Annotated in this window: 26 protein-coding genes; 8 read left to right on the top strand and 18 right to left on the bottom strand. The window is 64.2% G+C overall.

What is annotated here, in order from left to right:
• Positions 1–55: 55 nt before the first annotated feature.
• Positions 56–1,018 (bottom strand): TAXI family TRAP transporter solute-binding subunit, encoded by a 963-nt coding sequence (locus HV753_RS17830; protein ID WP_175175877.1) that lies wholly within the window; start codon positions 1,016–1,018, stop codon positions 56–58.
• 268 nt (positions 1,019–1,286) lie between these two features.
• On the opposite strand from HV753_RS17830, the gene HV753_RS17825 reads away from it, so the two are divergent.
• On the top strand, positions 1,287–2,426 hold the full coding sequence (locus HV753_RS17825) for a DSD1 family PLP-dependent enzyme (protein ID WP_175175875.1): 1,140 nt from the start codon (positions 1,287–1,289) through the stop codon (positions 2,424–2,426).
• A gap of 33 nt (positions 2,427–2,459) precedes the next feature.
• Here HV753_RS17825 and HV753_RS17820 read toward each other — a convergent pair whose 3' ends face one another.
• The 7 genes from HV753_RS17820 to HV753_RS17790 form a co-directional block, all read right to left on the bottom strand.
• A complete protein-coding gene (locus HV753_RS17820; RefSeq protein ID WP_175175873.1) occupies positions 2,460–3,197 on the bottom strand; it encodes an amino acid ABC transporter ATP-binding protein in 738 nt (245 codons plus the stop codon).
• Positions 3,178–3,834: an amino acid ABC transporter permease gene (locus tag HV753_RS17815; protein WP_175175871.1), complete on the bottom strand. Its 657-nt coding sequence runs from the start codon at positions 3,832–3,834 to the stop codon at positions 3,178–3,180. The genes HV753_RS17820 and HV753_RS17815 overlap by 20 nt, the downstream gene beginning before the upstream one ends.
• A complete protein-coding gene (locus tag HV753_RS17810) occupies positions 3,831–4,499 on the bottom strand; it encodes an amino acid ABC transporter permease (protein WP_175175869.1) in 669 nt (222 codons plus the stop codon). The genes HV753_RS17815 and HV753_RS17810 overlap by 4 nt, the downstream gene beginning before the upstream one ends.
• An 18-nt stretch (positions 4,500–4,517) precedes the next feature.
• Positions 4,518–5,300, bottom strand: a complete 783-nt coding sequence (locus HV753_RS17805) for a transporter substrate-binding domain-containing protein (protein WP_175175867.1) — start codon at positions 5,298–5,300, stop codon at positions 4,518–4,520.
• A gap of 234 nt (positions 5,301–5,534) precedes the next feature.
• The gene (locus HV753_RS17800; protein ID WP_175175866.1) at positions 5,535–6,443 is read right to left on the bottom strand and encodes a LysR family transcriptional regulator; all 909 of its coding nucleotides are present in this window, start codon (positions 6,441–6,443) and stop codon (positions 5,535–5,537) included.
• A 70-nt stretch (positions 6,444–6,513) separates the two neighbouring features.
• A complete protein-coding gene (locus HV753_RS17795; RefSeq protein ID WP_175175863.1) occupies positions 6,514–7,287 on the bottom strand; it encodes an SDR family oxidoreductase in 774 nt (257 codons plus the stop codon).
• A gap of 194 nt (positions 7,288–7,481) precedes the next feature.
• The gene (locus HV753_RS17790; protein WP_175175861.1) at positions 7,482–8,447 is read right to left on the bottom strand and encodes a Bug family tripartite tricarboxylate transporter substrate binding protein; all 966 of its coding nucleotides are present in this window, start codon (positions 8,445–8,447) and stop codon (positions 7,482–7,484) included.
• Between the two features lie 217 nt (positions 8,448–8,664).
• Here HV753_RS17790 and HV753_RS17785 point away from each other — a divergent pair, with 217 nt between their 5' ends.
• A complete protein-coding gene (locus tag HV753_RS17785; protein ID WP_175175860.1) occupies positions 8,665–9,858 on the top strand; it encodes an acetylornithine transaminase in 1,194 nt (397 codons plus the stop codon).
• Positions 9,859–10,081: 223 nt separating this feature from the next.
• Here HV753_RS17785 and HV753_RS17780 read toward each other — a convergent pair whose 3' ends face one another.
• Positions 10,082–11,461, bottom strand: a complete 1,380-nt coding sequence (locus tag HV753_RS17780) for a Fic family protein (RefSeq protein WP_175175858.1) — start codon at positions 11,459–11,461, stop codon at positions 10,082–10,084.
• Between the two features lie 275 nt (positions 11,462–11,736).
• The gene (locus tag HV753_RS17775; protein ID WP_175175856.1) at positions 11,737–12,102 is read right to left on the bottom strand and encodes a hypothetical protein; all 366 of its coding nucleotides are present in this window, start codon (positions 12,100–12,102) and stop codon (positions 11,737–11,739) included.
• A gap of 373 nt (positions 12,103–12,475) precedes the next feature.
• Between HV753_RS17775 and HV753_RS17770 the strand changes: the two genes are divergently transcribed.
• The 3 genes from HV753_RS17770 to HV753_RS17760 all read left to right on the top strand — a co-directional run bounded on the left by HV753_RS17770 (position 12,476) and on the right by HV753_RS17760 (position 14,886).
• A complete protein-coding gene (locus HV753_RS17770) occupies positions 12,476–13,300 on the top strand; it encodes a hypothetical protein (RefSeq protein WP_175175854.1) in 825 nt (274 codons plus the stop codon).
• A gap of 170 nt (positions 13,301–13,470) precedes the next feature.
• The gene (locus HV753_RS17765) at positions 13,471–14,544 is read left to right on the top strand and encodes a hypothetical protein (protein ID WP_175175853.1); all 1,074 of its coding nucleotides are present in this window, start codon (positions 13,471–13,473) and stop codon (positions 14,542–14,544) included.
• 18 nt (positions 14,545–14,562) lie between these two features.
• Positions 14,563–14,886, top strand: coding sequence for a hypothetical protein (locus HV753_RS17760; RefSeq protein ID WP_175175851.1), 324 nt, complete (start codon positions 14,563–14,565; stop codon positions 14,884–14,886).
• Positions 14,887–14,889: 3 nt separating this feature from the next.
• Here the strand turns inward: HV753_RS17760 and HV753_RS17755 are convergent, their stop codons facing one another.
• Positions 14,890–15,465 (bottom strand): cysteine hydrolase family protein, encoded by a 576-nt coding sequence (locus tag HV753_RS17755; RefSeq protein ID WP_246288318.1) that lies wholly within the window; start codon positions 15,463–15,465, stop codon positions 14,890–14,892.
• A gap of 260 nt (positions 15,466–15,725) precedes the next feature.
• Here HV753_RS17755 and HV753_RS17750 point away from each other — a divergent pair, with 260 nt between their 5' ends.
• Both HV753_RS17750 and HV753_RS17745 read left to right on the top strand, forming a co-directional pair.
• Positions 15,726–16,388 carry a hypothetical protein gene (locus tag HV753_RS17750; RefSeq protein WP_175175848.1) on the top strand — a complete coding sequence of 221 codons (663 nt, stop codon included), beginning with the start codon at positions 15,726–15,728 and terminating at the stop codon, positions 16,386–16,388.
• Positions 16,389–16,394: 6 nt separating this feature from the next.
• Positions 16,395–16,874 carry a hypothetical protein gene (locus HV753_RS17745; RefSeq protein WP_175175846.1) on the top strand — a complete coding sequence of 160 codons (480 nt, stop codon included), beginning with the start codon at positions 16,395–16,397 and terminating at the stop codon, positions 16,872–16,874.
• A gap of 28 nt (positions 16,875–16,902) precedes the next feature.
• On the opposite strand, the gene HV753_RS17740 is transcribed toward HV753_RS17745, so the two are convergent.
• Positions 16,903–18,138, bottom strand: coding sequence for an MFS transporter (locus HV753_RS17740; protein WP_175175844.1), 1,236 nt, complete (start codon positions 18,136–18,138; stop codon positions 16,903–16,905).
• A 175-nt stretch (positions 18,139–18,313) separates the two neighbouring features.
• Here HV753_RS17740 and HV753_RS17735 point away from each other — a divergent pair, with 175 nt between their 5' ends.
• A complete protein-coding gene (locus HV753_RS17735) occupies positions 18,314–19,258 on the top strand; it encodes a LysR family transcriptional regulator (RefSeq protein ID WP_175175842.1) in 945 nt (314 codons plus the stop codon).
• Positions 19,259–19,313: 55 nt separating this feature from the next.
• On the opposite strand, the gene trxB is transcribed toward HV753_RS17735, so the two are convergent.
• From trxB to HV753_RS17705, 6 genes are all read right to left on the bottom strand, one after another.
• Complete coding sequence (gene trxB / locus HV753_RS17730; protein WP_175175840.1) at positions 19,314–20,279, bottom strand: thioredoxin-disulfide reductase; 966 nt, start codon at positions 20,277–20,279, stop codon at positions 19,314–19,316.
• Positions 20,276–21,292: a Bug family tripartite tricarboxylate transporter substrate binding protein gene (locus HV753_RS17725; protein ID WP_175175838.1), complete on the bottom strand. Its 1,017-nt coding sequence runs from the start codon at positions 21,290–21,292 to the stop codon at positions 20,276–20,278. Before HV753_RS17725 ends, trxB begins: the two co-directional genes overlap by 4 nt.
• Positions 21,293–21,330: 38 nt before the next feature.
• Positions 21,331–22,563 carry a CaiB/BaiF CoA transferase family protein gene (locus tag HV753_RS17720; protein ID WP_175175837.1) on the bottom strand — a complete coding sequence of 411 codons (1,233 nt, stop codon included), beginning with the start codon at positions 22,561–22,563 and terminating at the stop codon, positions 21,331–21,333.
• 74 nt (positions 22,564–22,637) lie between these two features.
• Positions 22,638–23,216: a UGSC family (seleno)protein gene (locus HV753_RS17715; protein WP_175175835.1), complete on the bottom strand. Its 579-nt coding sequence runs from the start codon at positions 23,214–23,216 to the stop codon at positions 22,638–22,640.
• Positions 23,217–23,252: 36 nt separating this feature from the next.
• A complete protein-coding gene (locus HV753_RS17710) occupies positions 23,253–24,365 on the bottom strand; it encodes a hypothetical protein (RefSeq protein WP_175175833.1) in 1,113 nt (370 codons plus the stop codon).
• Positions 24,366–24,523: 158 nt separating this feature from the next.
• Positions 24,524–26,551 carry an acetyl-CoA carboxylase biotin carboxylase subunit gene (locus tag HV753_RS17705; protein WP_175175831.1) on the bottom strand — a complete coding sequence of 676 codons (2,028 nt, stop codon included), beginning with the start codon at positions 26,549–26,551 and terminating at the stop codon, positions 24,524–24,526.
• Positions 26,552–26,591 lie beyond the last annotated feature (40 nt).

Raw genomic sequence — 26,591 nt, 5'->3', positions numbered from 1 at the left:
CGGTCCGAGAGCGGCGCCCCTGGGGGAGGCGCCGTAGGCGCTAGGGGGGGCTACGTCACTTCAGCAGGCCGATTTCCTTGTAGAACTTCTCGGCGCCCGGGTGGAACGGGATGCCGGCACCCTTGATGGCGTTGTCGCGCGTGATGAGCTTGCCCTTGGCGTGGCCGTTATCCAGCGTCTTGCGGGTGGCGTCGCTATAGAGCGCCTTGGTGACGTCGTAGACGACCTGTTCGGACAGCTTGGCCGACGTGACCATTTGCGCGTTCACCGAAATGGTCTTCACTTCGCCCACGTTCTGGTAGGTGTTGGCCGCGATGGTGTCGGGGGTGAAGAACTCCTGCTTGGCGCGCAGCGCATCGATTTCCGGGCCGGTCAGCGACACGATCTCGATGCCCGCGCCGCTGGAGGCCAGTTCGGCGATGGCGCCGGCGGGGGCGCCGCCCACGAAGAAGAACGCATCCAGTCCACCGTCCTTGAGCTTGTCGCCCGCCTGGTTCGGCTTCAGGTATTCGGCCTTGATGTCCTTGTCGGTCATGCCATAGGCGCCCAGGATCAGGCGCACGTCGACCAGCGTGCCGGAACCCGGCTCGTCCATCGATACACGCTTGCCCTTCAGGTCCGCCACGCTCTTGATGCCCGCGCCCTTGCGCGTCACCAGGTGGATGCTTTCCGGATACAGGGTGGCGATCAGGCGCAGGTCTTGTGCCTTGGGCTTGCCTTCAAACGTGCCCGTGCCGCTGTAGGCCCAATAGGCCACGTCGGATTGCGTGAAGCCGGCTTCAAACGAGCCGCCCAGGATGCCGTTGATATTGGCCACCGAGCCGTTGGAGGCGACCGCCGTGGCGACCAGCTTGCCCGGCTGGGACACGGCGTTGGCGATGATGCCGCCGATCGGGTAGTACGTACCGGCGGTGCCGCCTGTGCCAATGCGGAAGAACTGCTGGGCCTGTGCGGAACCGGTGGCGCCGACAGCGGCGACCGCGACGGTCAGGGCGGTGATCCAGTGCTTGAGTTTCATGCGAGCTTCTCCGGGACTTGTTGACGGGTTTATCGATGTGACGCTGCGCGTCGGATCATTCCTGCCCGGGGCGTGAGCCGAGGCAAAAATGGGCCTCCCCCATGAGGCCTTTTCTATGATGAAATTCTGGCATGTTGACTATGCGTAGCCAATGGTTACGGGGCTATCGTTTACCAGGGGGTCACCTACCCCTTTGGTTATGGATAGCCTTGATTTGGTTATGGCGTGCAGGGTCGACCCATGCGGTTCAGATAACGGAGTCACCCCGATGTCCCAGGAAGTCATACGCGGCATTGCGCTGCCCCCGCCCGCGCAACCGGGCGACCCCTTGGCCCGCGTCGACACGCCCAGCCTGGTGCTGGACCTGGAGCCGTTCGAGGCCAATCTGCGCGCCATGCAGGCCTGGGCCGACCGCCATGACGTCGCCCTGCGCCCGCACGCCAAGGCGCACAAGTGCCCGGAAATCGCGTTGCGCCAGCTGGCGCTGGGCGCGCGCGGCATCTGTTGCCAGAAAGTCAGTGAAGCCCTGCCCTTCGTGGCGGCGGGCATCCACGACATCCACATCAGCAATGAAGTCGTCGGCCCCGCTAAGCTGGCCTTGCTGGGCCAACTGGCGCGAACCGCCAAGATGAGCGTCTGCGTCGACAACGCGCAGAACCTGACGCAGATTTCCCAGGCCATGACGCAGGCCGGGGCGGAAATCGACATACTGGTCGAGGTGGACGTGGGGCAAGGCCGCTGCGGCGTGGCGGACGACGCCCTGGTGCTGGCGCTGGCGCAACAGGCGCGCGACCTGCCCGGCGTGAACTTCGTGGGGTTACAGGCCTATCACGGCTCGGTGCAGCATTTCCGCACGCGCGAAGAACGGGCGCAGGTCTGCCGGCAGACGGCGCGCATCGCGGCGTCCTACGCGCAACTGCTGCGCGAAAGCGGCATTGCGTGCGACATCATCACGGGCGGTGGCACGGGCAGCGCGGAATTCGACGCGGCAAGCGGGGTATTCACGGAATTGCAGGCGGGTTCCTACGCCTTCATGGACGGCGACTATGGCGCGAATGAATGGGGCGGGCCGTTGACGTTCCAGAACAGCCTGTTCGTCCTGTCCACCGTGATGAGCACTCCCGCCCCGGATCGCGTGATCCTGGATGCAGGCCTGAAATCCACCACCGCCGAATGCGGCCCGCCTGCGGTCTTCAAGGCGGACGGCCTGACGTATGCCGCCATCAACGATGAGCATGGCGTGGTGCGTGTGGCGCCGGGGACGCAAGCGCCCGCACTGGGTGAGGTGCTGCGGCTGGTGCCTTCGCACGTGGATCCCACCTTCAACCTGCATGACGGGCTGGTGGTGGTGCGGGACGACGTGGTGCAAGACGTGTGGGAAATCGCGGCGCGGGGCTTTTCGCGCTGACTGCGGCGCCGGGCAGCCGGCGCCCGCCGCTCCTCAGGCCGCCAGGTCCGTCATCCCCAGGAATTGCCGCAGTTCGGGGGTGGCGGGCGCGGAAAACAGCTCCTCGGGCGGCCCGATCTCGTGCACGCGGCCCTGATGCATGAACACGACGCGGTCGCACACTTCCCGCGCAAAGCGCATTTCGTGCGTGACCATCAACAGCGTCATGCCGTCGGCCGCCAGTTCACGCACCACCGCCAGCACTTCATTGACCAGTTCCGGGTCCAGCGCCGAGGTGATTTCATCGCACAACAGAGCCAGCGGTTGCATGGCGAGCGCGCGCGCGATGGCCACGCGCTGCTGCTGTCCGCCTGACAATTCCTCGGGCCAGGCGTCGAACTTGTGCGCCAGCCCCACGCGGGTCAGCATGGCGCGCGCCAGGTCGGCCGCTTGCGCCTCGGGAATGCGCTTGGCCACCATCGGCGACAGCATCACGTTGCGCCCGACCGTCAGGTGCGGGAACAGGTTGAACTGCTGGAAGATCATGCCGACCTTCAGCCGCAGGGCGCGCAACCGCAATTCGTCGTCGCCCAGCTGCGCGTCGGCCACCATGATGGCGCCGCCGTCGATTTGCTCCAGCCCATTCACGCAACGCAAGAGCGTGCTCTTTCCCGAGCCGCTTTTGCCGATGATGGCGATGACCTCGCCGGGTTCGACGCGCAGCGTCACCCCCTTCAGGACTTCGTTGTCGCCGAATTTCTTGCGGACGTCTTCAAGGGCGATGAGGGGCATGCAACTTCCTTTCCAGTCGGAGGCTGAGTCGGGACAAGGGCCAGCACAGCGCGAAGTAGATGAGCGCGGCGCAGGCGTAGACGGTGAAGGGGCTGAAGGTGGCGTTGGTGATCACGGTGCTGGCCTTGGACAGTTCCGTGAATCCGATGATGGAGGTCAGCGCGGTGCTTTTGACGATCTGCACCGCGAAGCCGACGGTAGGCGCGATGGCGATGCGCAACGCCTGCGGCAGCACCACGTGGCGCATCTGCTGCACGTAGCCCAGCGCCAGGCTGGCCGACGCCTCCCATTGGCCTTTCGGGATGGCTTCCACGCAACCGCGCCAGATCTCGGCCAGGAACGCGCCCGACCACAGAGTCAACGCGGCGCCCGCGGCCAGCCACGGCGGCACTTCCAACCCCAGCAGCGATAGTCCGAAGAACGCCAGGAACAGCTGCATCAAGAGCGGCGTGCCCTGGAACAGTTCGATATACGCCCAGCTGACGCGCCGCATCGCGGCGACGCGGGACGTCCGCATCATCAGCGCCAGCATGCCCATCAACGCGCCGCCGGCAAAGGCCACCAGCGACAGCACCACCGTCCAGCGTGCGGCCAGCAGCAGGTTGCGGACAATGTCCCAGCTTGAGAATTCAATCATCTTGCCGCCTTGCGAAACAGGCGCCGCCCGGCCAGGCGCAGCAATTGGCGCAGCAGGATGGCCAACGCCAGGTAGATGCCGGTGGTGACCAGGTACACCTCGAACGCGCGGAAGTTGCGCGACTGGATGAAGTTGGCGGCAAACGTCAGGTCTTCAGCGGCAATCTGCGAGCACACCGCCGAACCCAACATCACGATCACGATCTGTGAGGACAACGCCGGCCAGATGCGCTTGAGCGCCGGCATCAGTACCACATGCCGGAATACCTGGAAGCGCGTCATCGCCAGGCTGGCGCCCGCTTCGTATTGGCCTTTGGGCGTTGCGTCGATGCCGGCGCGGATGATCTCGGCGCTATAGGCGCCCAGGTTCAGCGCCATCGCCAGGCAGGCGGCCTGCATTTCGCCCAATTGCACGCCAAGAGACGGCAGGCCGAAGAACACGAAGAACAGCTGGATCAGGAAAGGCGTGTTGCGGATCAGTTCGACATAGGTCGCGACCAGCGCGCGCAGCCACGCCGGGCCCTGCGTGCGGACCCAGGCGCAGGCGATGCCCAGCGCCACGCCCGCCACGGCGCCAAACGCGATCAGTTCAACCGTGACGCCGATGCCTTTGATCAGCACCGGCGTGTAGTCGAAGACGGCGCCGAAATCGTATTGGTAAGCCATGATGGCCGCCTTCGGGGCTTACAGATCCTTGGGCAGCTCGGCGCCCAGCCACTTTTGCGAGATCGTCGACAGTGAACCGTCGCGCTTGGCAGCGGCAAGGATGTCATTGACCTTGGCGCGCAGCTTGGGCTCGTCCTTGTTCATGCCGATGTAGCACGGCGAATTCTTGATGAGGAATTTCGTCTCGGGCTTCTTGGCCGGATTGCGCGCCAGGATGGCGGCAGCCACCACGTTGCCGGTCGCGATCATCGGCACCTGGCCCGACAGGAAGGCGGTGATGGTGCCGTTGTTGTCTTCATAGCGCTTGAGCGTGGCCGATTCGGGGGCGATCTTGGATAGTTCGATGTCTTCCACCGCGCCGCGCGTGACGCCGATCGTCTTGCCGGCCAGGTCCGCGGCCGACGCCACCTTCAGGTCGGCCGGGCCAAATACGCCATTGAAGAACGGCGCGTAGGCGTCCGAGAAGTCGATGGCCTTCTCGCGTTCCGCGTTCTTGCCCAGGCTGGAGATCACCAGGTCCACCTTGCGCGTTTGCAGGTACGGCACGCGGTTGGCGCTGGTGACCGGCACCAGTTCCAGTTTCACGCCCAACTGCTTGGCGATGAGCTGCGCGGTGTCGATGTCGTAGCCCAGCGGTTTCATGTCGGCGCCCACCGATCCGAAGGGCGGGAAATCCTGCGGTACGGCGATCTTGATGGTGCCTGATTTGACGATATCGTCCAGCGTGTCGGCGTGCGTCAGCGGCGCGGCCAGCAGGGTGGCGGCGGTGCAGAGGGACAACAACAGGGTTCTACGATTCATGAGGGACTCTCCAGGACGCGCATCGCCCAGGGTCGGGCCGATACGTTGCACACCAGTTCGGTATACAAAACTGGAAAAGCAAGTTCCGTGCCATTTCTGGCTGCGGGGAGAGGATGGGCGGGCAGCGTCACGGACGCACCGCCCTGGTGCGCGACGCGCCGAGTCGGCGCGCGGCGAGCACCGAGATGGAACGCTTGCACCCCACGCCGCCCTGGATGCCGACCTGCCTGCGGATCAGGGGTCCAGATGGGGCTGCATCAAGGCTTCAAACCATTCATGGAAGGCGGCAAGGCGGCGCGAGCGTTGCCGCCGATGCGGATACAACAGCGATACTGGCATCGACGCCGAGCGATAGTCAGGCATCACTTCGACGAGTTCCCCGGCGTCCAGCGCGTCCTGCACATCGAAACGCGGTATCTGGATGAGCCCCAGGCCGGCCACGCAGCAGGCGATATAGTTTTCGGCATTGTCGACGACGACCCGGCTGGGGATCTGCACCCGGTGCTCGGCGCCGTCGGCGGACAGGTATTCCCAGGGCAACTCGCGGCCGGTTTTCGGCGACGCATAGCCCACGGCCCAATGCCCTGTGGACAAGTCGGCGGGTTGCCGGAGGGCGCCGTGCTCGCGCAGATAATCCGGGCTGGCGCAATTGATCAAGGCGATATGGCCCAGCGGCCGCACGACCAGGCTGCTGTCGTCCAGCATGCCGATGCGCACGGCGCAGTCCACTCCCTCCTGCACCAGATCAATCGCGCGGTCGGTGGAGTTCAAGGCGAGTTCAAGCCGCGGATGGCGGCGCAACAGTCCTGGCAGCGCCGGGGCGATCAGCCGGCGCGCGATGCGGCTGGGCGCATCGATGCTAAGCCGCCCCGACACCTGCCGCTGGCTGGCGTGGAACAACTGGTCAATGTCCTCCACTTCCGCGATCAGGGGCCGCACGCGCTCCAGCAGCTGTTCGCCATCCGCCGTCAGCCGCACCTGGCGCGTGGTCCGGTGCAGCAGCCGCACGCCCAGCTGCGTTTCCAACTGCTGGATGGCGGCGGATACCGATGCGCGCGGCAGTCCCAGCGCGTGGGCGGCCTTGATGAAGCTGCCCATGTCGGCAACCCGGGCGAACACGCGGTACTGATCGAATCTGTCCATGCGTCTGCGTACCGCCGCCGGGCGGGCGGCGGGTCTCCTTGTGGAAAACGGCAGCGGACAGAGTAGCCGTTTACTTCGTCGTATAGCCGCCGTTGATCAAAATGGTCTGGCCCGTGATCCACCAGCCGTCGCTGACCAGGTGGCGAATGAAGGGCACCACGTCTTCGATATCGGTCAGGCCGGTCTTGCTGAACGGCGAGAGCGCGGCGGCGGTCTTGTGATACGCCACCGCGTCGGCCCCTTCGGCCGGGTAGAAGAACGGCGTGTCCATCGGGCCGGGACCCACCGCGGTCACCGAGATGCCACGCGCGCCGAACTCCTTGGACGCTGCCCGGGTGTAGTGTTCCACCGGCGCCTTGGTGCCGGCGTAAGCGGCATAGAACGGCGTGAACGCGCCCAGCAAGGACGTCACCAGCGTGCAGATCTTGCCGTTGTCGTTGACGTGCTTGCCGGCTTCGCGCAGGAAGAAGAAGGCGGTCTTGGAATTCACCGCCGTCATCTCGTCGTAGTCGGCCTCGCTGATCTCGGTGAACGGCTTCTTCAACACCTTGCCCACGGTGTTGATCGCGATATCGGGCTTGCCGACGGCGGCGATGGCATCCGCGAACAACTTTTCGATGGCGCCTGCCGTCGTCAGGTCGCCTTGCAGCGCCACCGCCTTCGCGCCGGCAGCCTGGATGGCGGCGACGGTCGCGTCCGCGTCGGCCTTGGAGGCGGCGCTGTTGTAGTGGATCGCGACGGCGCTGGCGCCATGCTTGGCCAGGTCGCGCGCGATCAGGCCGCCCAGGTTCTTGGCGCCGCCGGCGATCAGCGCGACTTTGCCCTTGATGGAATGGTCTGCCATGGAATAGCCCCTACATGAGTCGTTGGAGCGTAGAGCATAGGCAAGCGCGGGCTGTGGATAAACCGGCCGGGGCGGGATGGATCATCCAGAAAAACCACCCAATCGGGCAGCACTGGCCCGCCGTGCGGCGCTGGTCCGCCATGAAAAAAGCCGTCCCCTTTTCAGAGGGACGGCTTGTTGGCAAGGCGGGACGTTTAGTCGACCTGGGCGCCGGACTGCTTCACGGCACGGCCCCATTTTTCAACTTCGGTGGCGATGAACGTGCCAGTGGCGGCGGGCGTCAGCGGCATGGGTTCCGCGCCACGATCGCGCAGGAATTTCTGCATCTCGGGCGTATTCAGCGCCTGGCCGATCTGCTTGCTGAGATAGTCCGTGATGGCGGGCGGCGTGTCGCGCGGCGCCAGCACGGCGGCCCAGCCGATGGCCTCGAAGCCGGGGTAGCCGGATTCGGCAACGGTCGGCACGTCTGGCAACTGCGGCAGGCGCTTGGCGGTGGTCACGGCCAGCGCCACGGCCTTCTTGCTTTGCACGTGCGGCAGACCGGCGGTGACGGAATCCACCATCAGCGGCACCTGGTGCCCCAGGAAATCCGCCTGCGCCGGGCCGCTGCCCTTGTACGGAATATGACGGATGTCGATATCCGCCGCGGCCTTGAACATCTCGGCCGACAAATGCTGCGTGCCACCGATGCCGGCGCTGGCATAGGCCAGTTCACCCGGATTGGCGCGGGCTTGCGTCACCAGTTGCTGAAGCGACGTAATGCCCGAAGCCGGCGTGGCCAGGAACATCAGCGGCACCGAGAACACGCCGGACACCGGTGCGAAGTCCTTGGTCAGGCTGTAGTTGATGGTCTTGTACAGGGTCTGGTTGACGGCGGCGGCAGAGCCCGCGATGACCAGCGTGTAGCCGTCCGGCGTGGCGCGGGCGGCCTGCTCCATGCCGATGTTGCTGCCGGCGCCCGCGCGGTTTTCCACCACGATGGGCTGCTTGACGGCGGCGCCCAGCTTTTCAGCCAGGGCGCGGGCAAAGATGTCAGTGGCCTGCCCGGGCGGGAACGGCACGATCAGGCGGATGGGGCGTTCAGGAAAATCGGCATGCGCCGGAGCGCCGGCCGCCGCCAGCGCCAGGCCGGCGGCAAGACTGGAAAGGATACGTTTCATGATTGGTCAGTAAAAAGCAACAACGGGCTGCGCGCGGGGGGCGCGCAGCTTGCATAAAATAGAGCGCCAGCGCTGGCGGCCCTTTTGAGGCGGCCCGGTGGCAAATCGGCGGGGGTGCGTCACGATAGCATCCCCCTGTCGGTGCTACATTTGCCCTTTCGCGGGCTTCCCCCCGAAGTTTCCTTCCCCCCTGTCCTTTTACCCCGCAGGAACCGCCATGGAATTCAGCCAGTTCAATGTCAACACCCTCATGGAGATCACCTCCCGCCCGGACCTCGTGTTCGTCAGCGGCAAGGGATCCTGGCTGGAGGATCACGCGGGCAAGCGATACCTGGACTTCGTGCAGGGCTGGGCCGTGAACACGCTGGGCCACTCCGCGCCGGAAATGCAGCGCGCGCTGGTGGAACAGTCGCAAAAACTGATGAACCCGTCGCCGGCGTTCTACAACATCCCGTCGATCGAACTGGCCCAGCGCCTGACCGGCGCGTCCTGCTTTGACCGCGTCTTCTTCGCCAACAGCGGCGGCGAAGCCAACGAAGGCGCCATCAAGCTGGCGCGCAAGTGGGGCCAGGTCAAGAAGAACGGCGCCTACAAGATCATCACCATGAACCACGGCTTCCACGGCCGCACGCTGGCCACGATGTCCGCGTCCGGCAAGCCGGGCTGGGACAAGATGTTCGCCCCGCAAGTGGAAGGCTTCCCCAAGGCCGAACTGAACGACCTGGAATCGGTGAAGAAGCTGATCGACGACCAGACGGTCGCCATCATGCTGGAACCCGTGCAAGGCGAAGGCGGCGTGATTCCCGCCACCAAGGAATTCATGCAAGGCCTGCGCAAGCTGGCCGACGAAAACCAGCTGCTCTTGATCGTCGACGAAGTGCAGACCGGCATGGGCCGCACCGGCAAGATGTTTGCTTACCAGCATTCCGACGTCATCCCCGACATCATGACCCTGGCCAAGGGCATCGGCGGCGGCGTGCCGCTGGCCGCCCTGCTGGCACGCCAGGACGTGTGCGTGTTCACGCACGGCGACCAGGGCGGCACCTACAACGGCAACCCGCTGACGACCGCCGTCGGCGTGGCGGTGTTTGACGCCCTGGCTGCCCCGGGTTTCATGGACGCCGTCAACGCGCGTTCCAAGCAGTTGTCGGAAGGCCTCTTGGCCCTGTCGGCCAAGTACGGCATGAAGGGCGAACGCGGCCTGGGCCTGTTGCGCGCCTTGATCATGGATCGCGATGATGGCCCGGCAATTGTCGAAGCCGCCCGCAATCTGGAACCGCAAGGGTTGCTGCTGAATGCGCCGCGCCCGAACCTGCTGCGCTTCATGCCGGCGCTGAATGTGACGGCTGAAGAGATTGACCTGATGCTGAACGAACTGGACAAGCTGATCGCGCAAGTGCGCAAGGCTTGATCGGAGTTTTCGGGTAGTGAATAACAAGGGCCGCATATGCGGCCCTTGTGCTTCTTGGGCTGATTTTTTGGGGCCTCATTGCCTAGCGGGGCGCAGCGATACGGGACAGCTTCAGGGATGAACAAAAGGAACCTATATGCGGAGATTGCCGAAGGCTTCGATGCGCTGTCCAGCCCACGTGTGGCCAAGCGAACGCTGCGCACTACCTGCGTAAAAGTCCTGGCTAAGCCGAATGCCCAGGCCTCCCTGCATCTATCCACGCGCGCACCTGCTCCATCGGTAGCCGATAACGCGCGCAATTGTGCAGATCGAGCACGCGCAGTTCCTGCGCCAGCATCGGACGGAAAACCCTGGCATCGTCTTCAGACAACCCCAGCGCTGCTACCGCCGCATCGGCCGTTTGCCGTTCGCGCACCACGCGGCTGATCGCCTCGTTCAGTTTTTCCCGGAATCGCAGCCGCACGGGATCAGGCACGCCCGCCGCATCGAGCTGGACTGCGTACTTGCGGATGGAACGCCGATAGGCCCACGCGAACAGGTCCGCCGCCAGCGTCACATCGCCGCACTCATAGATGCCCAGCATGGCGTAGGCATAGTCCTGCGTTTCCACATCCAGAAAGGACAGCGGCGCGCAGTTGTAGAGCATCAGCGGAATGTTGGCCGACAAGCGGCTGGTGCGTTTGTTGCCGTCCTCGAAGTGCTGCAAATAGGCCAGGTTCACCCAAAGAAAAAACGCCGCCTCTACCGGATTCTTGATGAGCCGCCCTTTCTCGACAATGTGGTCGAACATTTCTTGCAGCAGCAAGGGCGTTTGCGCGGGCACATAGGTCGTGCCGTGGATGTTGACCATCGTCTGACGGACGCGGCCCAGACCTTCGGCGTCGGCCAACAGGTCTTGCATCAGAATCGCATGCAGGTTGCCGATCACGGCGGATGTCAGTCCATACTTGGGCACCGCATCCACCATGAACTCGATGGCTGCCTTGTGGTTAAGCAACATCACCGCATCCAGATCTTCTCCTGCCGTGCCGCGTCTGAAGAGTTCTTGTGTGGCCAGCAACGAATATCGGTTGCCCTCCAGGCGCGAGGATGACCAGGACAGGTCGAGCAATAGCGGTTCGAGCACGCGGCGCGCGTAAGTGCCGGCCGGCAACTGGCCCGGCATGCGGCCTTCGTCGGCCAAGGCCTGGGCCAGGGACGGCAGCAGCAGGAAGCTCTGGTTCGGCACATAGTCGTCCACGAACGCGCGTTGATACCCCATGGGCGTTCGCGCGGCCAAGGGTTGCCGCAGCCGCGCCAGCAGCGCTTGTCCGCGTGTAGACCAGATCATCCCGGTGGCCTCTGATGCCGAATCCGCCAGTCGCGTGGCGATGTTGGCCGCAGTTGGCGTCCAGGCGGGCGCTTTGCCCGCAATCCCGTAGCGCGTCGCGCGGCCTTGCCCTTCGCGCAGCACCAGGCCGGCTTTGCGCAACATGTCGAGCTGGCGCTTCACCGTGGACCAACTGGCGCCGGTTTGGTAGGCCAACTCGCTGGAACTCAGCCAGGGGAGATTCTCTTGCTGTTGGGCGCGAAGAAGCTGGAGGATGTGTTCGCGAGTGGTCATGGGGTATGCGCGACGAGGGTATGCGCAAGATTGAATCAGCTCAATTTAGCAAGAATCAGCTCAATTTGGGCTGATTCTTGCGCTGAAATGAGCTGATTTCGTCTGATATCGGGCTGATTGCGCAAGCGCGCAAGGCTTGATCGGAGTTTTCGGGTAGTGAATAACAAGGGCCGCATATGCGGCCCTTGTGCTTCTGGCGGTTTGCGCTGAGGGAGAATCGTGCGGCCCTGGCGCTCCGCCCGCCTCCAGCACCGTCATCAACGCCAGGCGGTTGCTCAGGCCACCAATCGCAGGTGGCGCTTGACCATCGGAACCGTGGGCTGCTGCTTGACCAAGCTGACGGGCACGAACTCCAGCGGCTTGCGGCCAGCCGCCGCGTCACCCAGGCTGGCAGTCAGCAATACGGTGCGCGACGCGCCAAATCCGCGTGCACGCTGAAGACCACGGGCAAGCTCCATCGCCTGCTGTTCGGCCATGTCCCGGGATGGCCAGACGGTGCGGCAGAAGTGCGTCTTGCAGAGAGGTGTCTGCTGCGTATGGTCGATCACGTCTACGTAGCCGCGAAATGCGCCGTACTCGACCTCCATGACATTGGGGCGAACCGCCTTGAAGGCAGATGGCTTTTGCGAGATAGGAGCCATGATGGGATTCCTTGATAGAACACGAATTCATCCTAGCCCACAATGCTTGCAACCTTCGCATTGCTTTGCAGTTGTTTAGATAGCTATCGAGAGTTGGCGAGGTGCAAGGAAATCTTGCGGGGCGGGGGGCTGGCATTTGTGTGTCGAAGATAGTCTGACACCTATTCCCGGGGCGAGACGGTATGCTCTCATGGCTAATGTGCCGGATGGGCCGCATCAGCCCACTAATTTGTCGGCTGCTGCTATTCCTGCCTTGTTATCTTCGCTGGCGCGTGGTTCCCGCATTTAAACAGTGACTTGCAGGACAAGTTATCTGACATTCCAATGTTATGCGGCAGAACTATCGCCCTAAAACAAAGTTGTGCCTCGTAGAATGCCATCCGATCCGCTCGACGTTCATATCGATCTAGCTGCGCTGCAAGGCAACTTCTTTCGTCGCCTCCAGCATCAACTTGACGTGACCAAGGTTCTCCAGGTTGGCTGCGAAAACGTAACCGCGGAGCAAGTGGCTGAGCAAAAAGAGTTCGGAGCATTTGTGCCGGCCATCGGGGCGCAGCTCAAGCATGAAGATGCCAGGGCCGAGGCCCTGGATTGGCTCCTGCGTGGATTCCTTAGAGACGGGATTGAGGCAACAGGCCTCTTTCTGGATGAGTGCCTCCAAGTCTGCGAAGTCTTCCCACTAGCGGCTAAGGGAACGGCGAAGGCTGCCGACGTTCACAGGGTCTTCAACGATCTTCCGCGAACGAATCACAAACTTCACTTCCCGCAAAAACTTGAGAAGCTTGAGCGAAAGTTCGGGGTGACCACCCGCTTCAACGCGAATGTCCTGAGTCTTAACAAGGCTCGCACATGTGTCGTGCATCGGCTTGGATTTGTATCGCCACTTGATGTTGACGACACCGGAACTCTGAAGGTTACATTCCAGCACGCGAAGTTCGTTGCACGAGGCCAAGAGACTGGCCAAGAACTTGTCATCGATCGACCAGGCATCGTGACCACAGAAGACTCAATGCTAGAACTACATTTCGTCGACAGCGAGCGTCAATTTCAGGTTGGCGATCGAGTCCGTCTACAGGTGCACGAGTTGTACGACACGATCATCACCTTATGGCGATTCGGCCTCACGGTAGCACAGGCACTGGAAGCCTATGGCAGGTCACTCGGAATACAGTTTCAGCAACCAGCGAGCGAGGCCTAACACTTTGCTCAACCGGCCCCGCGACGGTGTGGCTGGCGATGCAGACCGGCCGTTGAGCAAGGGGCGGCGCCAACGCGATATCATGGCCCCGCCCTTCTTTGCGGGGGATTGCGCGGCGCAGCTTCGCGATGTCCCGCTTCTTTCCGCTTCGGAAACAGGAACCCAAAACGATGCCGCGTTTGTCCGTGCATGCCCGCATTTGCTTGTTCGCCATTTTCACCCCAGCGCTGGCGTTTGCCCAGCCTGTCGCTCCGGATTTCGCCGCGCGCACCGCCGCGCTGGTGGAGCGCCATCGCGACAACGTGGACGCACTGCTGGGCAACGCGCGGCAGGATGGAATGGCGCTGCTGGTGATTCCGACGCTTAACCTGGATGCCGACCCCCAGCGCAATTTCGACGATGACGCGACGCGCGACCGCTTCGTGCGCCAGCGCAGCACGTTCATGCGTTGGAACCATAAGTCGGAAGAGGGCTACGTGATCAGCGCCGGAGCGGGGGACCACAAGGTGGATATGAAGGACCCCGGGCCGCAGTTCCAGACGGTGCGCGGCAAGCTGCTGTACCAGGTGATTCCGGTGTGGCCGGGCGAATACCGGCTTAACCGCATCACCTATCACCAGCCTCGCACCGAGCTGCCCGAAACGGTGCCGCCTCAGAGCACCGCGAAGAGGCTGGAGAAGATCGGCATTGCCACGCTGGATTACACGGTGGACCGCGAATTCAAGAGGACCGGGCCGACGCCGCCAACCGGGAATGACGATGATGACGGCCTGGGCAAGGGCTGCGAGGTGTTGCTGCGATCCGGTGGCGGCTGTGATGAAGCCGCACGAGAGGTACGCTGGCGCATCAACGGCGAGATCGCGTTCAATGCGGGAGAGGCCGATGCCCTGCCTGCGCCCGGTATCGAAGCCGAACTGTCTTTCGCGCCGATAGCGGCGATCACGCTCAAAGCGGGAGAAGCGGTGCTGACGGATGGTTTCGTGTTGCCTCCGGAACAGCCCGTCATGACGCCGGATTCGTGCGAGGACGCCGCTTTTGTCCCCGTCTGCACGATGGATTCGATGACCTTGATGCGTTTGCCCGCCAGCCTGGAAGATTTCCGGCAAGCGCCGGGCGCGGCCAGTTTCAATTTGCCCAAGCTGGATGCGGCGCTGCGCGACCTGACGTATCGGGCGCCCACGCTTTACTACAAGCCGGCGTCCGAGGCCGAGCCGAATGTGATTCGGGCCGTGGGCAGGAACTAGGACTCGACAGGAAACGGAATGGACGCAAAGGAATTCGTCGCCAACTGGAATGCGCTTCGGGCCGAGTTGCTGGCAGCCTTCACGGCACCGGACGCGGCCAGTGACGTCGCGGCCAAAGTTCGGGAGTTGGGGCTATCCGTCGATCAATCGGTTCAGATGCGGGCCGTCCTCGACACCGTCGTCCGAGACACGATGTATGCGCTGCTGCTGGGTCTGGACGGAGAAGCCAGTATCGGGGATAGCCAGCAGCAATTCACGATCGCGGATGAAGACGGCAACGTGATTCAGGGCATCGAAGCGGAAGCGTGGGAGTGCTTCCACGGCGCTGCCCGCGCAGACTGACCGCTACGCAAGCAACGACAGCGCTTCATCCAGAGACAGCACGGTTGTGCGCGAGTCGAATGCGGTCGAAAAAAGATGCTCGTGCACGATCGGGTCCGGGTCGTAGCAACAATCCTTGACGGTGAAGAGGCGGTAGTCCGCGTCGCTGGCGTGCGCGATGGATGACAGCATGACGCCGGTGGATGCGATGCCTACCATCAGCAGCGTGTCGATCCCCTGCGCCGAAAGCCGCACCGTCAGGTCGGTGCCGTGGAACACGCTGGCGCGATGGGCGATGATGAGGGGCTCGCCGCTTTGCCTGCCCAGTTCCGGCGAAATCTCGTCATTGACGAAAAGGCCCAGTTGTTTGATCCCCTGCCCGTTCTTGTTCAACGGGCTGACTTCCGGATAGCCCGGACTGAAGTGGATCTTGGCGAAATAGACGCTGACGCCTTTCTGCCGCGCGGCGTCGCAGAGTTGCCGCGTATTGCCGAGCAAGGTGGGGGCAACCGTTGGGAACAGCGCCATGATGTCGGTCTGATAGTGCATGACCAGCAAGGCGGTTCGCACCGGCAAGATCGCCTGCGTCGGCGGGTTCATGCCCAGGCCTGCAATGAGGCTTCCCGCGCCGGATGGCGCGTCTTCTGGATCGGCCGGCCCGGATTCGATGTGTGGCGACATGATGGGTATGCGATGAGAAGGACGGTTGACTCTAGCATGGGAACGGGATCGCCTCGATACCATCCGCGCCCGCCTTCATGCTTATATGGATTAATCCTGCTCCACACGCGGCGGTATCGTTATTAAATACGCGGCAAGTTCCACCCCCGTTCAGATGTCTGAAAAGGCGAGGTGTACCCATGCCGCAGAGTCGATTTTTCCCGCATGCCGTGGCCGCTGTCGGCGCCGTGCTGCTCCTGCTGAGCGGCGGCGTGGTTGCCCAAGGGGTGGGTCAGACTGAACCCGCCGCGATATCGCAGCCCCCGGGCAAATACTGCGAATGCAAATTTTCGTCCAATGCGTATCAAGCCTATAGCATCAACGGCGCGTGCACCGTCCAGCGCTATGACCGCGGCCGCAGCTGCGAGTTTGGCTTTTCGGGTGTGGGCGCCGACCGCGGCGTCCTGACGCATTGGCTGGGTCAGGCTGCTTATGGCGCGCAACTGGAACTGGCCCCTGACATTCTTGCCCGCTATCTGGCGTTCGCTCAAACGGGCGATACGACTCCCTTGAGCGACAGCAAATTCATTGAAGCGGCCTTGCCCGTCTTGGCGCGGGCCAGCCTGTTTCGCGAAGCCGTTGTTCGCACTGAGTTGCCGGTCAAGGAAATAAATTACGAGCTAACCGAGTTCTCCAAGAAATACAGCGAGATCATCTCGTCGGTGTTTCTCGGCAAGCAGCCGCCTCTTGCCGTCGATTGGAAAGCGAATATCCGGTTTGAGATCGGCAAGGGTTATGTGGTGATGGATTTCCATCAGCAGTCGCAATTGCTGGTGCTGTTCTTCTCCGACGCGAAACGGTGATCCGCCATGGACCTGACCTGCCTTCAAGAGTTGCCCGAGCTGGACTGGATCATGTATGCCCTTGCGGTCGTGGTGGGGCTGGCGTCTTTGGCGCTAGGGGTGTATTTGCTCCTGAATCCCCGGCCTGTGCCGGGAACTGTCGCAGCAAAATTTCGAGAGTTCGGCTTCAGAGGGCCGGTCCCCGTGGTCCTGATCGCGCTGTTCTTCGTCCTGATAGGAGGGAGCTATTGGCAGTTGAACAGTCGGTTCCCCGCAGACGCGGAACAATTCGCGGGAGCGCCTAGAACCCTGGCCTCGATTGCAGACGGCCTGCGCCGCAACTCCGGCGCGGATATCCAGTTCAAAGGCGATGCGGGCGCGGTGGTCATTTCACAACCCGTCAGCGGCGCGTGTTCGACAGCCTTGCTGGACAATCTGTGCGCGATGCAGCGTGACACGTTGATGTGCAGCCGGGAAGGAAAGCGGTTCGTCATTGCGCGCAGGTAGTGATAGACAAATGCGCCAGGCACTGTCCTCACCCCGGCGCCGTCTCGTTTCCATGCAGGGTTCTGAGCTTCCGTAGTTCTGGAAACCACCGCATCCACAAGCCCGCCACGGCAATCGTGCCCATTCCTCCGATCACCACCGCCGGCACGGCGCCGAATAGCTCAGCGGTCAGTCCAGACTCGAATTCCCCCAGCTGATTCGACGCGCCAATGAACAAGGTATTCACCGCACTGACGCGCCCCAGCATGTGGTCGGGCGTGTTCAACTGCACCAGCGACGAACGCACCACCACGCTGACGGAGTCCGCAGCGCCAAGCAGCACCAACGCACCGATCGACAGCGGGATCGATGTCGACAGGCCGAAGACCGTCGTCGCCAACCCGAACAGGATCAGTGAGCCGAACAGCAGGCGGCCGACGTTTTCGCCCAGGCTCAAGCGCGCCAGGGTCAGCGACATCAGCGCCGCGCCGCAGGCGGGGGCCGCTCGCAAGGCGCCCAGGGCCCAGGGGCCGGCGTTCAGGATGTCTTTGGCGAAGATCGGCAGCAAGGCGGTGGCGCCGCCCAGCAGCACCGCGAACAGGTCCAGCGACAGGGTGCCCAGCAGCAAGCGGCGCTGGAAGATGAAGGTGATGCCGGCAAACAGCGTGCGCCAGGTGGTGGGTTCTTTACGCGGCGGGGCGCGTTCGATGACCAGCGTGGCGATGGAGGCAAAGGCCGTTAAGTACAACGCCGCCGCCACGCAATAGATCCACCCTGCCCCCAGGCCGTAGCCGATACCGCCCAGCGCGGGGCCGGCGATCTGCGCGATCTGGCCGCCGGAAGAGGCCAGCGCCGTTGCGCGGGGTAGCCATTCGCGGGGCACCACGGCAGGAATCAGCGTGGACAGCGTGGGCGCCTCAAAGGCGCGCGCCGAACTCATGATGATGATGGTGGCGTAGATCAGCGTCTTGCCGCCCACACCATGCAACGCGGCAATCGCCAGCACCAGCGTGGCCAGGGTTTCCAGTGCCATGCAAATGGCGACGATCTTGCGGCGGTCGTAGCGGTCGGCCACATGACCCACCACCAGGGTCAACGCCGCCATGGGCAGGAACTGGGCCAGGCCGATCAGCCCCAGGTCGATCGCGCTGCCAGATAGCGCATAGATCTGCCAGCCCACCGCCACCGAGACGATCTGGAAGGCCAGCGACGCGCTGATGCGCGCGAACAGGAAGTGCAGGAACGGGGGGCGGGAAAGCGGACTGGGGGAGTCGGGGGCGGGCATGGCGGCAAGCGCGGCAGGCGCACGAGAGGCGCCGGAGGGCACATTCTAGGGATATTTGGCTGACGGGAAACTAAGAGCGGCCGGACGACACCGGCCTCGCATTCTTGCCGAAAACAGCGGCCTTCTCTCTATAATTTCGTTTTAAGCATATATTGGCCGTCGCGAGGAAATCAGCATGGCAACATTTCCCGACCTTAGCTCACGTGAATTGCAGGCCATTTGCACGGTCGCCGAATACGGCAGCTTCGTCGCCGCAGCGCTCACGCTGAATATTTCCCAACCGGCGCTCACCCGCACCGTGCAACGTGTCGAGAAGGCGTTGGGTGTCGCCCTCTTCCATCGTTCCACCCGCCGGGTTGAGACCACGGCGGCAGGCCAGGAATTCGTCTCGCTGGCCAATCGCGTGCTGTCCGATCTACGTATCTCGTTCGAGAACATGCGCGAGATCGCTGACGAGCAACGCGGAAGAAGCATCGTGTCCGCGGTGATGTCGGTGGCCTATACGCAGCTTCCCGGCATCGTGGCGCGGTACCGGGAGTCCCGGCCCCGCATTGAACTCCACATCCGAGAAGGGGTTCATGGCACGGTGCTGGACGACGTGCGTAGCGGGGTGGCCGATATGGGCATCACTTATATCGATGACGTGCCGGCGGAGTTCTCGGTGGTGTCGCTGGGGCGCGAAGCCTTCCACGTGGTGATGCCGCGCAAGCATCCGCTATCCGTCCATGCCGGCGTGACGCTTGAACAGTTGGCGCCCTACGCCCTGGTCTCGCTGCCCCGGGAAGCGCAGACCCGCCGCCTGATCGACAGCCATGCGTCGATTGCCGCCGTGCCGTTGCGGCACGCAGTCACCGTGACCCAATTCGCCACGGTGATGCAATGCGTCTGGGCGGGCGTGGGCATCGCTATCGTTCCTGGCGGGGCGGTGCCGGCGGCACTCAGCGCCGATCTGGTGGCGCGGCCGTTGACCCGGCCCGCGTTGAGCCAGGCCATCGGCGTGGTGTACCTCAAGGAGCGCGGCCTGCCTCCCAGCACCAGCGGTTTCCTGGCGCAACTGCGCAGCGACTGGGTGCAGACGGCTGCACCCGCGCGTGTCCGACGCAGCCGCAGCGGCTCGTAGCGGCGACTCGTAGCGGCGGCACCTAGCGCCGATTCCTGGCGGCGGCCGCGCCAGCTCAGGACGCCGATTGTTCCAGGAAGCGCTGCGCGTCCAGCGCCGCCATGCAACCCGTGCCGGCGCTGGTGATGGCCTGGCGGTACACGTGGTCCTGCACGTCGCCAGCGGCGAATACGCCGCTGACGCTGGTCATGGTGGAAAGCCCCTTGCGGCCCGCCTGCGTCACGATGTAGCCGTTCTCCAGCTCCAGCTGACCTTGGAACAATTCGGTGCAGGGGCGATGGCCGATGGCCACGAAGCATCCGCTCACGTCCAGGTCTTCGCTGCTGCCGTCCGACAAGCGCTGGATGCGTACGCCCGTCACGCCAGAGGCATCACCCAGCACGTCTTGCAGCACGCAACGCAGCTTCAGCCGGATCTTTCCCTGGGCGACCTTTTCGTGCAGCTTGTCTACCATGATGGGTTCGGCGCGAAAGGTATCGCGCCGGTGCACGAGCGTCACGGATCGAGCGATGTTGGACAGGTAAAGGGCTTCTTCAACCGCTGTGTTGCCCCCGCCCACCACGCACACATCCCGACCGCGATGGAAGAACCCGTCGCAGGTGGCGCAGCCCGAAACACCCTTGCCCAGGTAGGCCTGCTCGGACGCCAGCCCCAGATAGCGCGCGACCGCGCCGGTTGCTACGATCAGCGCGTCGCAGGTGTAGGCGGCGCGCTCGCCGTGCAGCATGAATGGCCGCCGCGACAGGTCCACGCGCTGCACATGGTCCGCGATGACCTCGGTGCCGAAGCGCAGCGCATGGTCCTGGAACCGTTGCATCAGGTCCGGCCCTTGCACGCCGTGGGTGTCGGCGGGCCAGTTGTCCACCTCGGTCGTGGTCATGAGCTGGCCGCCCGGCGCCATGCCGGAGATCAGCACCGGGTGCAGATTGGCGCGCGCGGCATAGAGCGCGGCGGCGTAACCGGCCGGGCCAGACCCCAGGATCAGCACCCGTGCATGATGGAAGGAATCGGCGGCGCTCATTGCAGCCGGATCCCGGCCAACCGGACGATGTCGGCGTAGCGCTTTGCTTCCGTGCGACAGTAGGCATCGAAGTGATCAGGCGCATCACCCACCGGCATTGCCTGCGCGTCGGCAAGGCGTGCACGCACGGCAGGTTGTGCCAGCACATCGCTGACCACCTGGTACAAGCGCGCAATCAGGTCCGGCGGCGTCTGGGCGGGCGCCCACATTCCATACCAGGTGGTCAGATTGACGGTGGGATATCCCAGCTCAGCGAAGGTGGGAACGTCGGGCAGCACGGCAACGCGCTGGTCCGCGGTGACTGCCAGCGCGCGCAGCTTACCGCCTTTGACCAGGCTGATCGACGACGGCATGGAATCCAGCATGTAGGTGACCTGGCCGCCGATCACGTCGGTCAGCGCCGGTGCGCTGCCCTTGTACGGGATGTGCGTGACGTCCAATTTGGCGGCCGCTTTGAAGACCTCGCCAGCCAGGTGGCCGGGTGTGCCATTGCTGGACGATGCGAAATTATGCCGGCCGGGTTGCGACCGGACCAATGCGACCAGATCGGCCACCGACTGCACCGGGGAATTGGCGCTGACCACCAACTGGATCGGCGTGGACGCCAGATTGGTGATGCCGCGAAAATCCTTGAGCGGATCATGCGACATGTTGGCGTACAGCGCCGGGTTGACCAGCTGCCCCGACACATTGATAAGCAGCACATAGCCGTCCGGCGCCGCCTTGGCCACCGTGTCGGCGCCGATCATGCCGCTGGCGCCGGGGCGGTTGTCGATGACCACCGATTGCCCCAGCTTTTCGGCCAGCGTTGCGGCAACGATGCGGCCGACGATGTCGGTCGGACCTCCGGGCGGATACGGGATGACCACGCGCAACGGTTTGCTTGGGTAACCGGACGCGGCCTGTGCCCAGGCGCGGCTGGCCAGGGGGCTCAGGGCGGCGCCCGCCGCAGCGATCAGCAGGCGTCGCCTGGCGGGTCTGCGGAGCTTCTCTGCTTGACTGCGTGGTTCCATGGTTTGTCTCCCTTGTTTCGTTGTTGTGAGCACACCGATCAGGATCCGACCGCGATCGCGCCATTGCGTCGCAGTTCGGCAAGCGCCTCCGGCGCCAGCCCCAGCATGTCGCGCAGGACCGGTTCCGTATGGGCACCCAGCACCGGTGGCGCGCTGCGGTATTCCACAGGCGTCGCCGATAAATGCAGGGGATTGCCGACCAGTTCGGTGCAGCCCGCTTGCGCGTCCGGCATCGGCACGCGCATGCCGCGCTGCAAGACCTGGGGGTCGGCGAAGACGTCGGCCAGGCCGTTGATGGGTCCGCAAGGCACCGCCACCGCTTCCAGCTCGCGCAGCCAGTGCGCGCAAGGGTGCAGCGCCATCTGCGCCTGGATCTGTGGGATCAGCGTGTCGCGCGCGGCCAGACGCGCCGTGTTGGTGGCGTAGCGCGGGTCGTCCGCCAGATCGGGGCGGCCGATGGCCTCGCAGAACCGACGGAATTGCGCATCGTTGCCCACGGTGACGATGACGTGGCCGTCTCGGGTGGCGAAGTCCTGATAGGGCACGATATTGGGATGGGCGTTGCCCAGCCGAGCGGGTTCGCGGCCGCTGGCCAGGAAATTCATGGCCTGATTGGCCAGCGCAGCCACCTGCACGTCCAGCAGGGCCACGTCGACATGCTGGCCTTGCCCGGTGCGATCGCGATGCGCCAGCGCCGCCTGGATGCCGGCTGTGGCATACAGGCCGGTAAGAATGTCCGTCAGCGCCACGCCGACTTTCAGCGGCCCCGCGCCCGGTTGGCCATCGCCGCGCCCCGTGATGCTCATCAGGCCGCCCATGCCCTGGATCAGGAAGTCGTAGCCCGGCCGGCTGGCATAGGGGCCGTCTTGCCCGAAGCCGGTGATCGAGCAATACACCAGGCCCGGGTGGCGTTGCCGAAGCGTGTCGTAATCCAGGCCATAGGCTTGCAGCCCGCCGACCTTGAAGTTCTCGATAAGCACGTCGCACTGCGCTGCCAGCGCCGCGACCAGCCGCTGTCCTTCGGGCGTGGCGATATCGACGGCGACGGATTTCTTGTTGCGGTTGGCGCCGGCGAAATAGGCGGACTGGGCCACGTCGCCCCATTGCGGATCGCTGATCCACGGCGGCCCCCAGCCGCGCGTGTCGTCGCCCTGCCCAGGGCGTTCGATCTTGATGACTTCCGCGCCCAGGTCCGCCAGCAGCTGGCTGGCCCAGGGGCCCGCAAGCACGCGCGAAAGGTCCAGCACCCGCAAGTGCGATAGTGCGCCCATCGTGTCTCCCTTGTTGTTCCTGCTGCCCTTTCGCGCGGGCCGCGGCAGCGATCAGGCTGCCGCGGCCGTCGGGGTCATTGCAGTTCGACGCGCACCTGCAACGGCGCCTTGGTGCCCAGCCAGACCTGCTGCGCCTGTTCTTTGATCTGGGCAACGCGCTGCGCCACTTCATCGGCGGTGATCGAACTGACGGGATGGGCGATGACGACGGGTTCCAGCGCCTTCATGCCCACGGCTTGCCGCGTCAATTCGGTCTCTCGGGCGAATTCGGTGGTGATGATGACCGCGCTCGGCACGCCCAGGCGTTCGAGTGCGATGGAGTCGCGCACGCACGCCGAGCAGCACGAGCCGCAGTCGCCAATGGCCGTCAGCACCACGTCGTTCTCCGCCGCGATCCGATCGATCAGTTCCGGCGCGGCGTCCTTGGAGAAGCTATGTTTGACGTAGTAGTTCACCTGGGCGAATTCGATGTCGGCACCCAGTGCAGCGGCTGCGCCGCGCAGCAGCTTGTTGGCATTCCACTTCGAGTTGTCCAGGATGCCCAGCCGCAATCCGGCCAGGGTCTTCTTGCGCACCGACACCGGCGCGTCTTCGAAGCGCAGCGCGCCGCGCGGGTCGAACACCGCGACTTTTTCCGAATCGTTCATCAACATGTCCCTGCTCCTTGTGGTCGTATCCGGCCGCCTGCGTCAGATGGCGCAGGCGCCGCTTGTGCAATCGCCCGCGTCCGCGCTGGCGCCATCGATGGCGCGAAGCACCGGCGTGCTCATGTGCCCCCAACCCGGGATCAGCACGGAAAAGCGGCCCGCTTCGCCGCCCATCACAAACAGATGGATGTGGTCGGGGCTATGGACGATGGGAATGCGGGTGTCGTCCTCACGCTTGTAGTACTTGGGCAGATTGCGGTTGTAGACCTTGCCGTAGCGGTGGCCATAGGCCAGGTCGATGAAGCGATTGCCGTGGTTGACGTACAGGTAGTTGCGCACGTCGGCGCGCGACCAGCCGTGCTTGCCGATGGTCTGCGCATGTTCCAGCCCCAGCACCACGGCAATGTGGCCGCCCAGCACCGCGCTGTTGGAGGCAATGGTGCTCATGGCCGAGCACATCGTGTCCAGGATGCCCTCGGGGTCGTTCGAGATGTGGTTGGTGACGCTGTGAGGCGCTTCCGCCGCCATCGCGAAGACGGTCGAATCCTCGGGCTTGTAGCCTTGTTCCACGTGATAGGGCGCAAGCGGACTTTGCAGTTCGTTTTCGCACACGCAATACGTGTACTTGCCAGGATGCCCCAGCGTGCTCTTGTCCAGGTCGCCCGGCCAGCCGCCGCCCACGTTCAGCATGATCAGGCGCAGTGCGCGGCCGATGGTGGCGTTGGCGCGGTTGCCGGAGCCGAATGCATTGACCCCGCCGTTCATGCCGATCTCGCGGGCGATGGGTCCGTTGACGACCAACAGCGGCGCGGCCACATGCGTGGTGGCCTGCACGCCATTCAGGTTGAAGGCCTGGTCGGTCACCGCCTTCACGGCGGCCAGCACCACCGGGGCGTATTCAGGCTTGCATCCGGCCATCACCATGTTGATGGCCAGGACTTCGCGCGTCAGCTCACCCCAGCGCGGCGCCACCCGCGCTTCGACGAATTCGGCGTCGCCGCCCAGCCGCTCCACGATTTCATCGATCTTCGCCCGGGTCGGCGGCACGACCGGCAGGCCGTCGGTGAAACCGCGTTCGTAGTAGTACTCGACCAGATCCACGCCGGCGGGCACCAGGGTGGCCGGGGACGAACTCGCTTGCAGAACCGCACTCATCAGAATCTCTCCTCGTGGCTGTCGGATGACGTTGCGAGGAGCATAGGATTCGCGCGTTATTTATAACAAGAACAATCTATTTCCCTAAATGATTGCGTATGACGCATAAATAAAAAGGCCGGTGCAAAAGCACCGGCCTGATGAGCGTCGGGGAGGGATCAGGCGCTGATCGACACCAGTTCCGCGCCTTCGGTCACCTGGTCGCCCACGCCGTAGAACACTTCCTCGACCTTGCCGTCGGCGGGGGCGGAGATCGTGTGTTCCATCTTCATGGCCTCCATCACCAGCAGCGGTTGACCCTTTTCCACGGTGTCGCCGGCCTTGATCGAGATCGAGATGATCTTGCCGGGCATCGGCGCCGTCAGGCCGCCACCGTGTTCGCCTTGCGTGTCCTGGGCATGCGCCAGCGGGTCGTACAGGTCCAGCACGTGCACGCCGTCTTCGCCGAAGACGTGGGCGCGGTCGGCATGCAGCACGACCGTGCCGGCGCTCTCATGGCCTGCCAGCGTGATGCGCAAGCCATGGGCCAGGTTGGGATTGGCACTGGGGTGCGAACGCCACAAAAAGGGTTGCGGGCCGGTGCCGGTGTCCAGCGTCCAGGCGCCGCCCTGGCGAGCGATCGAGATGCGGCGCGTTTCACCGTTGTCCACCCATTGCAGATGGCGCTGGTACTGGTTGCCCAGACGCCAGCCGTCGCGGGCATCCCAGGGGTCGGCCGGGCCTTTGCCGGCGGGCTGCGGGCCGGGCTGGGGCAGACCTTGCCGCACCAGCACGGCGGCTGATGCCAAGGCCAGCGTGGCGGCGCTTGCGGCCTGCGGTTCGGGCAGCAGCGTGGCGCGTTGGCGTTCGATCAGGCCGGTGTCCAGGTCGGCAGCGGCAAAGGCGCTGTCCTTCATCAGACGCGCCAGGAAGGCCACGTTGGTTTGCACGCCCACGGCCTGCGTCTGCGCCAGTGCTTGCAGCATGCGGGCGCGGGCCTGGTCCCGGTCAGCGCCATGCACGATCAGCTTGGCGATCATGGGGTCATAGAACGGGGTGATGGTGTCGCCCGTGCGCACGCCGCCATCCACGCGGATGTCGGCGTTGGCGAACGCGGTGTGCGGGGGCAGTCCCAGATAGGCCAGCGTGCCGATGGACGGCAGGAAACCCTTCTCGGGGTTCTCGGCGTAGATGCGGGCTTCGATGGCATGGCCGTTGATGCGCAGGTCTTCCTGGCGTGCCGGCAGCGGCTGGCCCGCGGCCACGCGCAATTGCCATTCCACCAGATCGTGCCCCGTGATCATTTCCGTGACCGGGTGCTCCACTTGCAGGCGCGTGTTCATTTCCATGAAGTAGAAGCGGCCGTCAGGCTCGGAAATGAACTCCACCGTGCCCGCGCCCACATAACCCACGGCGCGTGCGGCAGCCACGGCCGCTTCGCCCATGGCGCGGCGCCGCGCTTCGGTCATGCCGGGAGCCGGCGCTTCTTCGATGACTTTCTGGTGGCGGCGTTGCACCGAGCAATCGCGTTCAAACAGGTAGACGCAGTTGCCGTGGGTATCCGCGAATACCTGGATTTCAATGTGACGCGGTTTTTGCAGATAGCGTTCGATCAGCACGCGGTCATCGCCGAAGCTGGAAGCCGCTTCGCGTTGGCAGGAGGCCAGCGCGTCCAGGAACGCACCCGACGATTCCACCACGCGCATGCCTTTGCCGCCGCCGCCCGCGCTGGCCTTGATCAGCACGGGGTAGCCGATGGCGTCGGCCTGGGTCTTCAGGAACTGCGGATCCTGGTTGTCGCCGTGGTAGCCGGGCACCAGCGGCACGCCCGCCTTTTCCATCAGCGATTTCGCGGCCGACTTGCTGCCCATCGCGGCGATGGCGGACGCCGGCGGGCCGACGAAGGCGATCCCCGCCTTTTCAGCCGCTTCGGCGAAGGCTTCGTTCTCCGACAGGAAGCCGTAGCCAGGGTGGATCGCGCCCGCGCCGGTATCGAGCGCGGCTTGCAGAATGGCGTCGGCGCGCAGGTAGCTGGCGCGCGGTTCCGATCCGCCGATGTAGACGGCCTGATCGCAGGCGGCCACATGGCGTGCGTTGGCGTCCGCGTCCGAATACACGGCAACGGTGCGCAGCCCCATGCGGCGGGCGGTGGCGGCAACGCGGCAGGCGATTTCGCCGCGGTTGGCAATCAGCAAAGTGTCGAACATGGATGTCATCCTGGCTGTAATTCTTCTTGAACTGCGGTGC

Origin of the sequence: Achromobacter pestifer (genome assembly GCF_902859625.1) — a bacterium.
GTDB lineage: Bacteria > Pseudomonadota > Gammaproteobacteria > Burkholderiales > Burkholderiaceae_B > Achromobacter > Achromobacter pestifer.
This window is presented reverse-complemented; position numbering and strand designations above follow the sequence as displayed.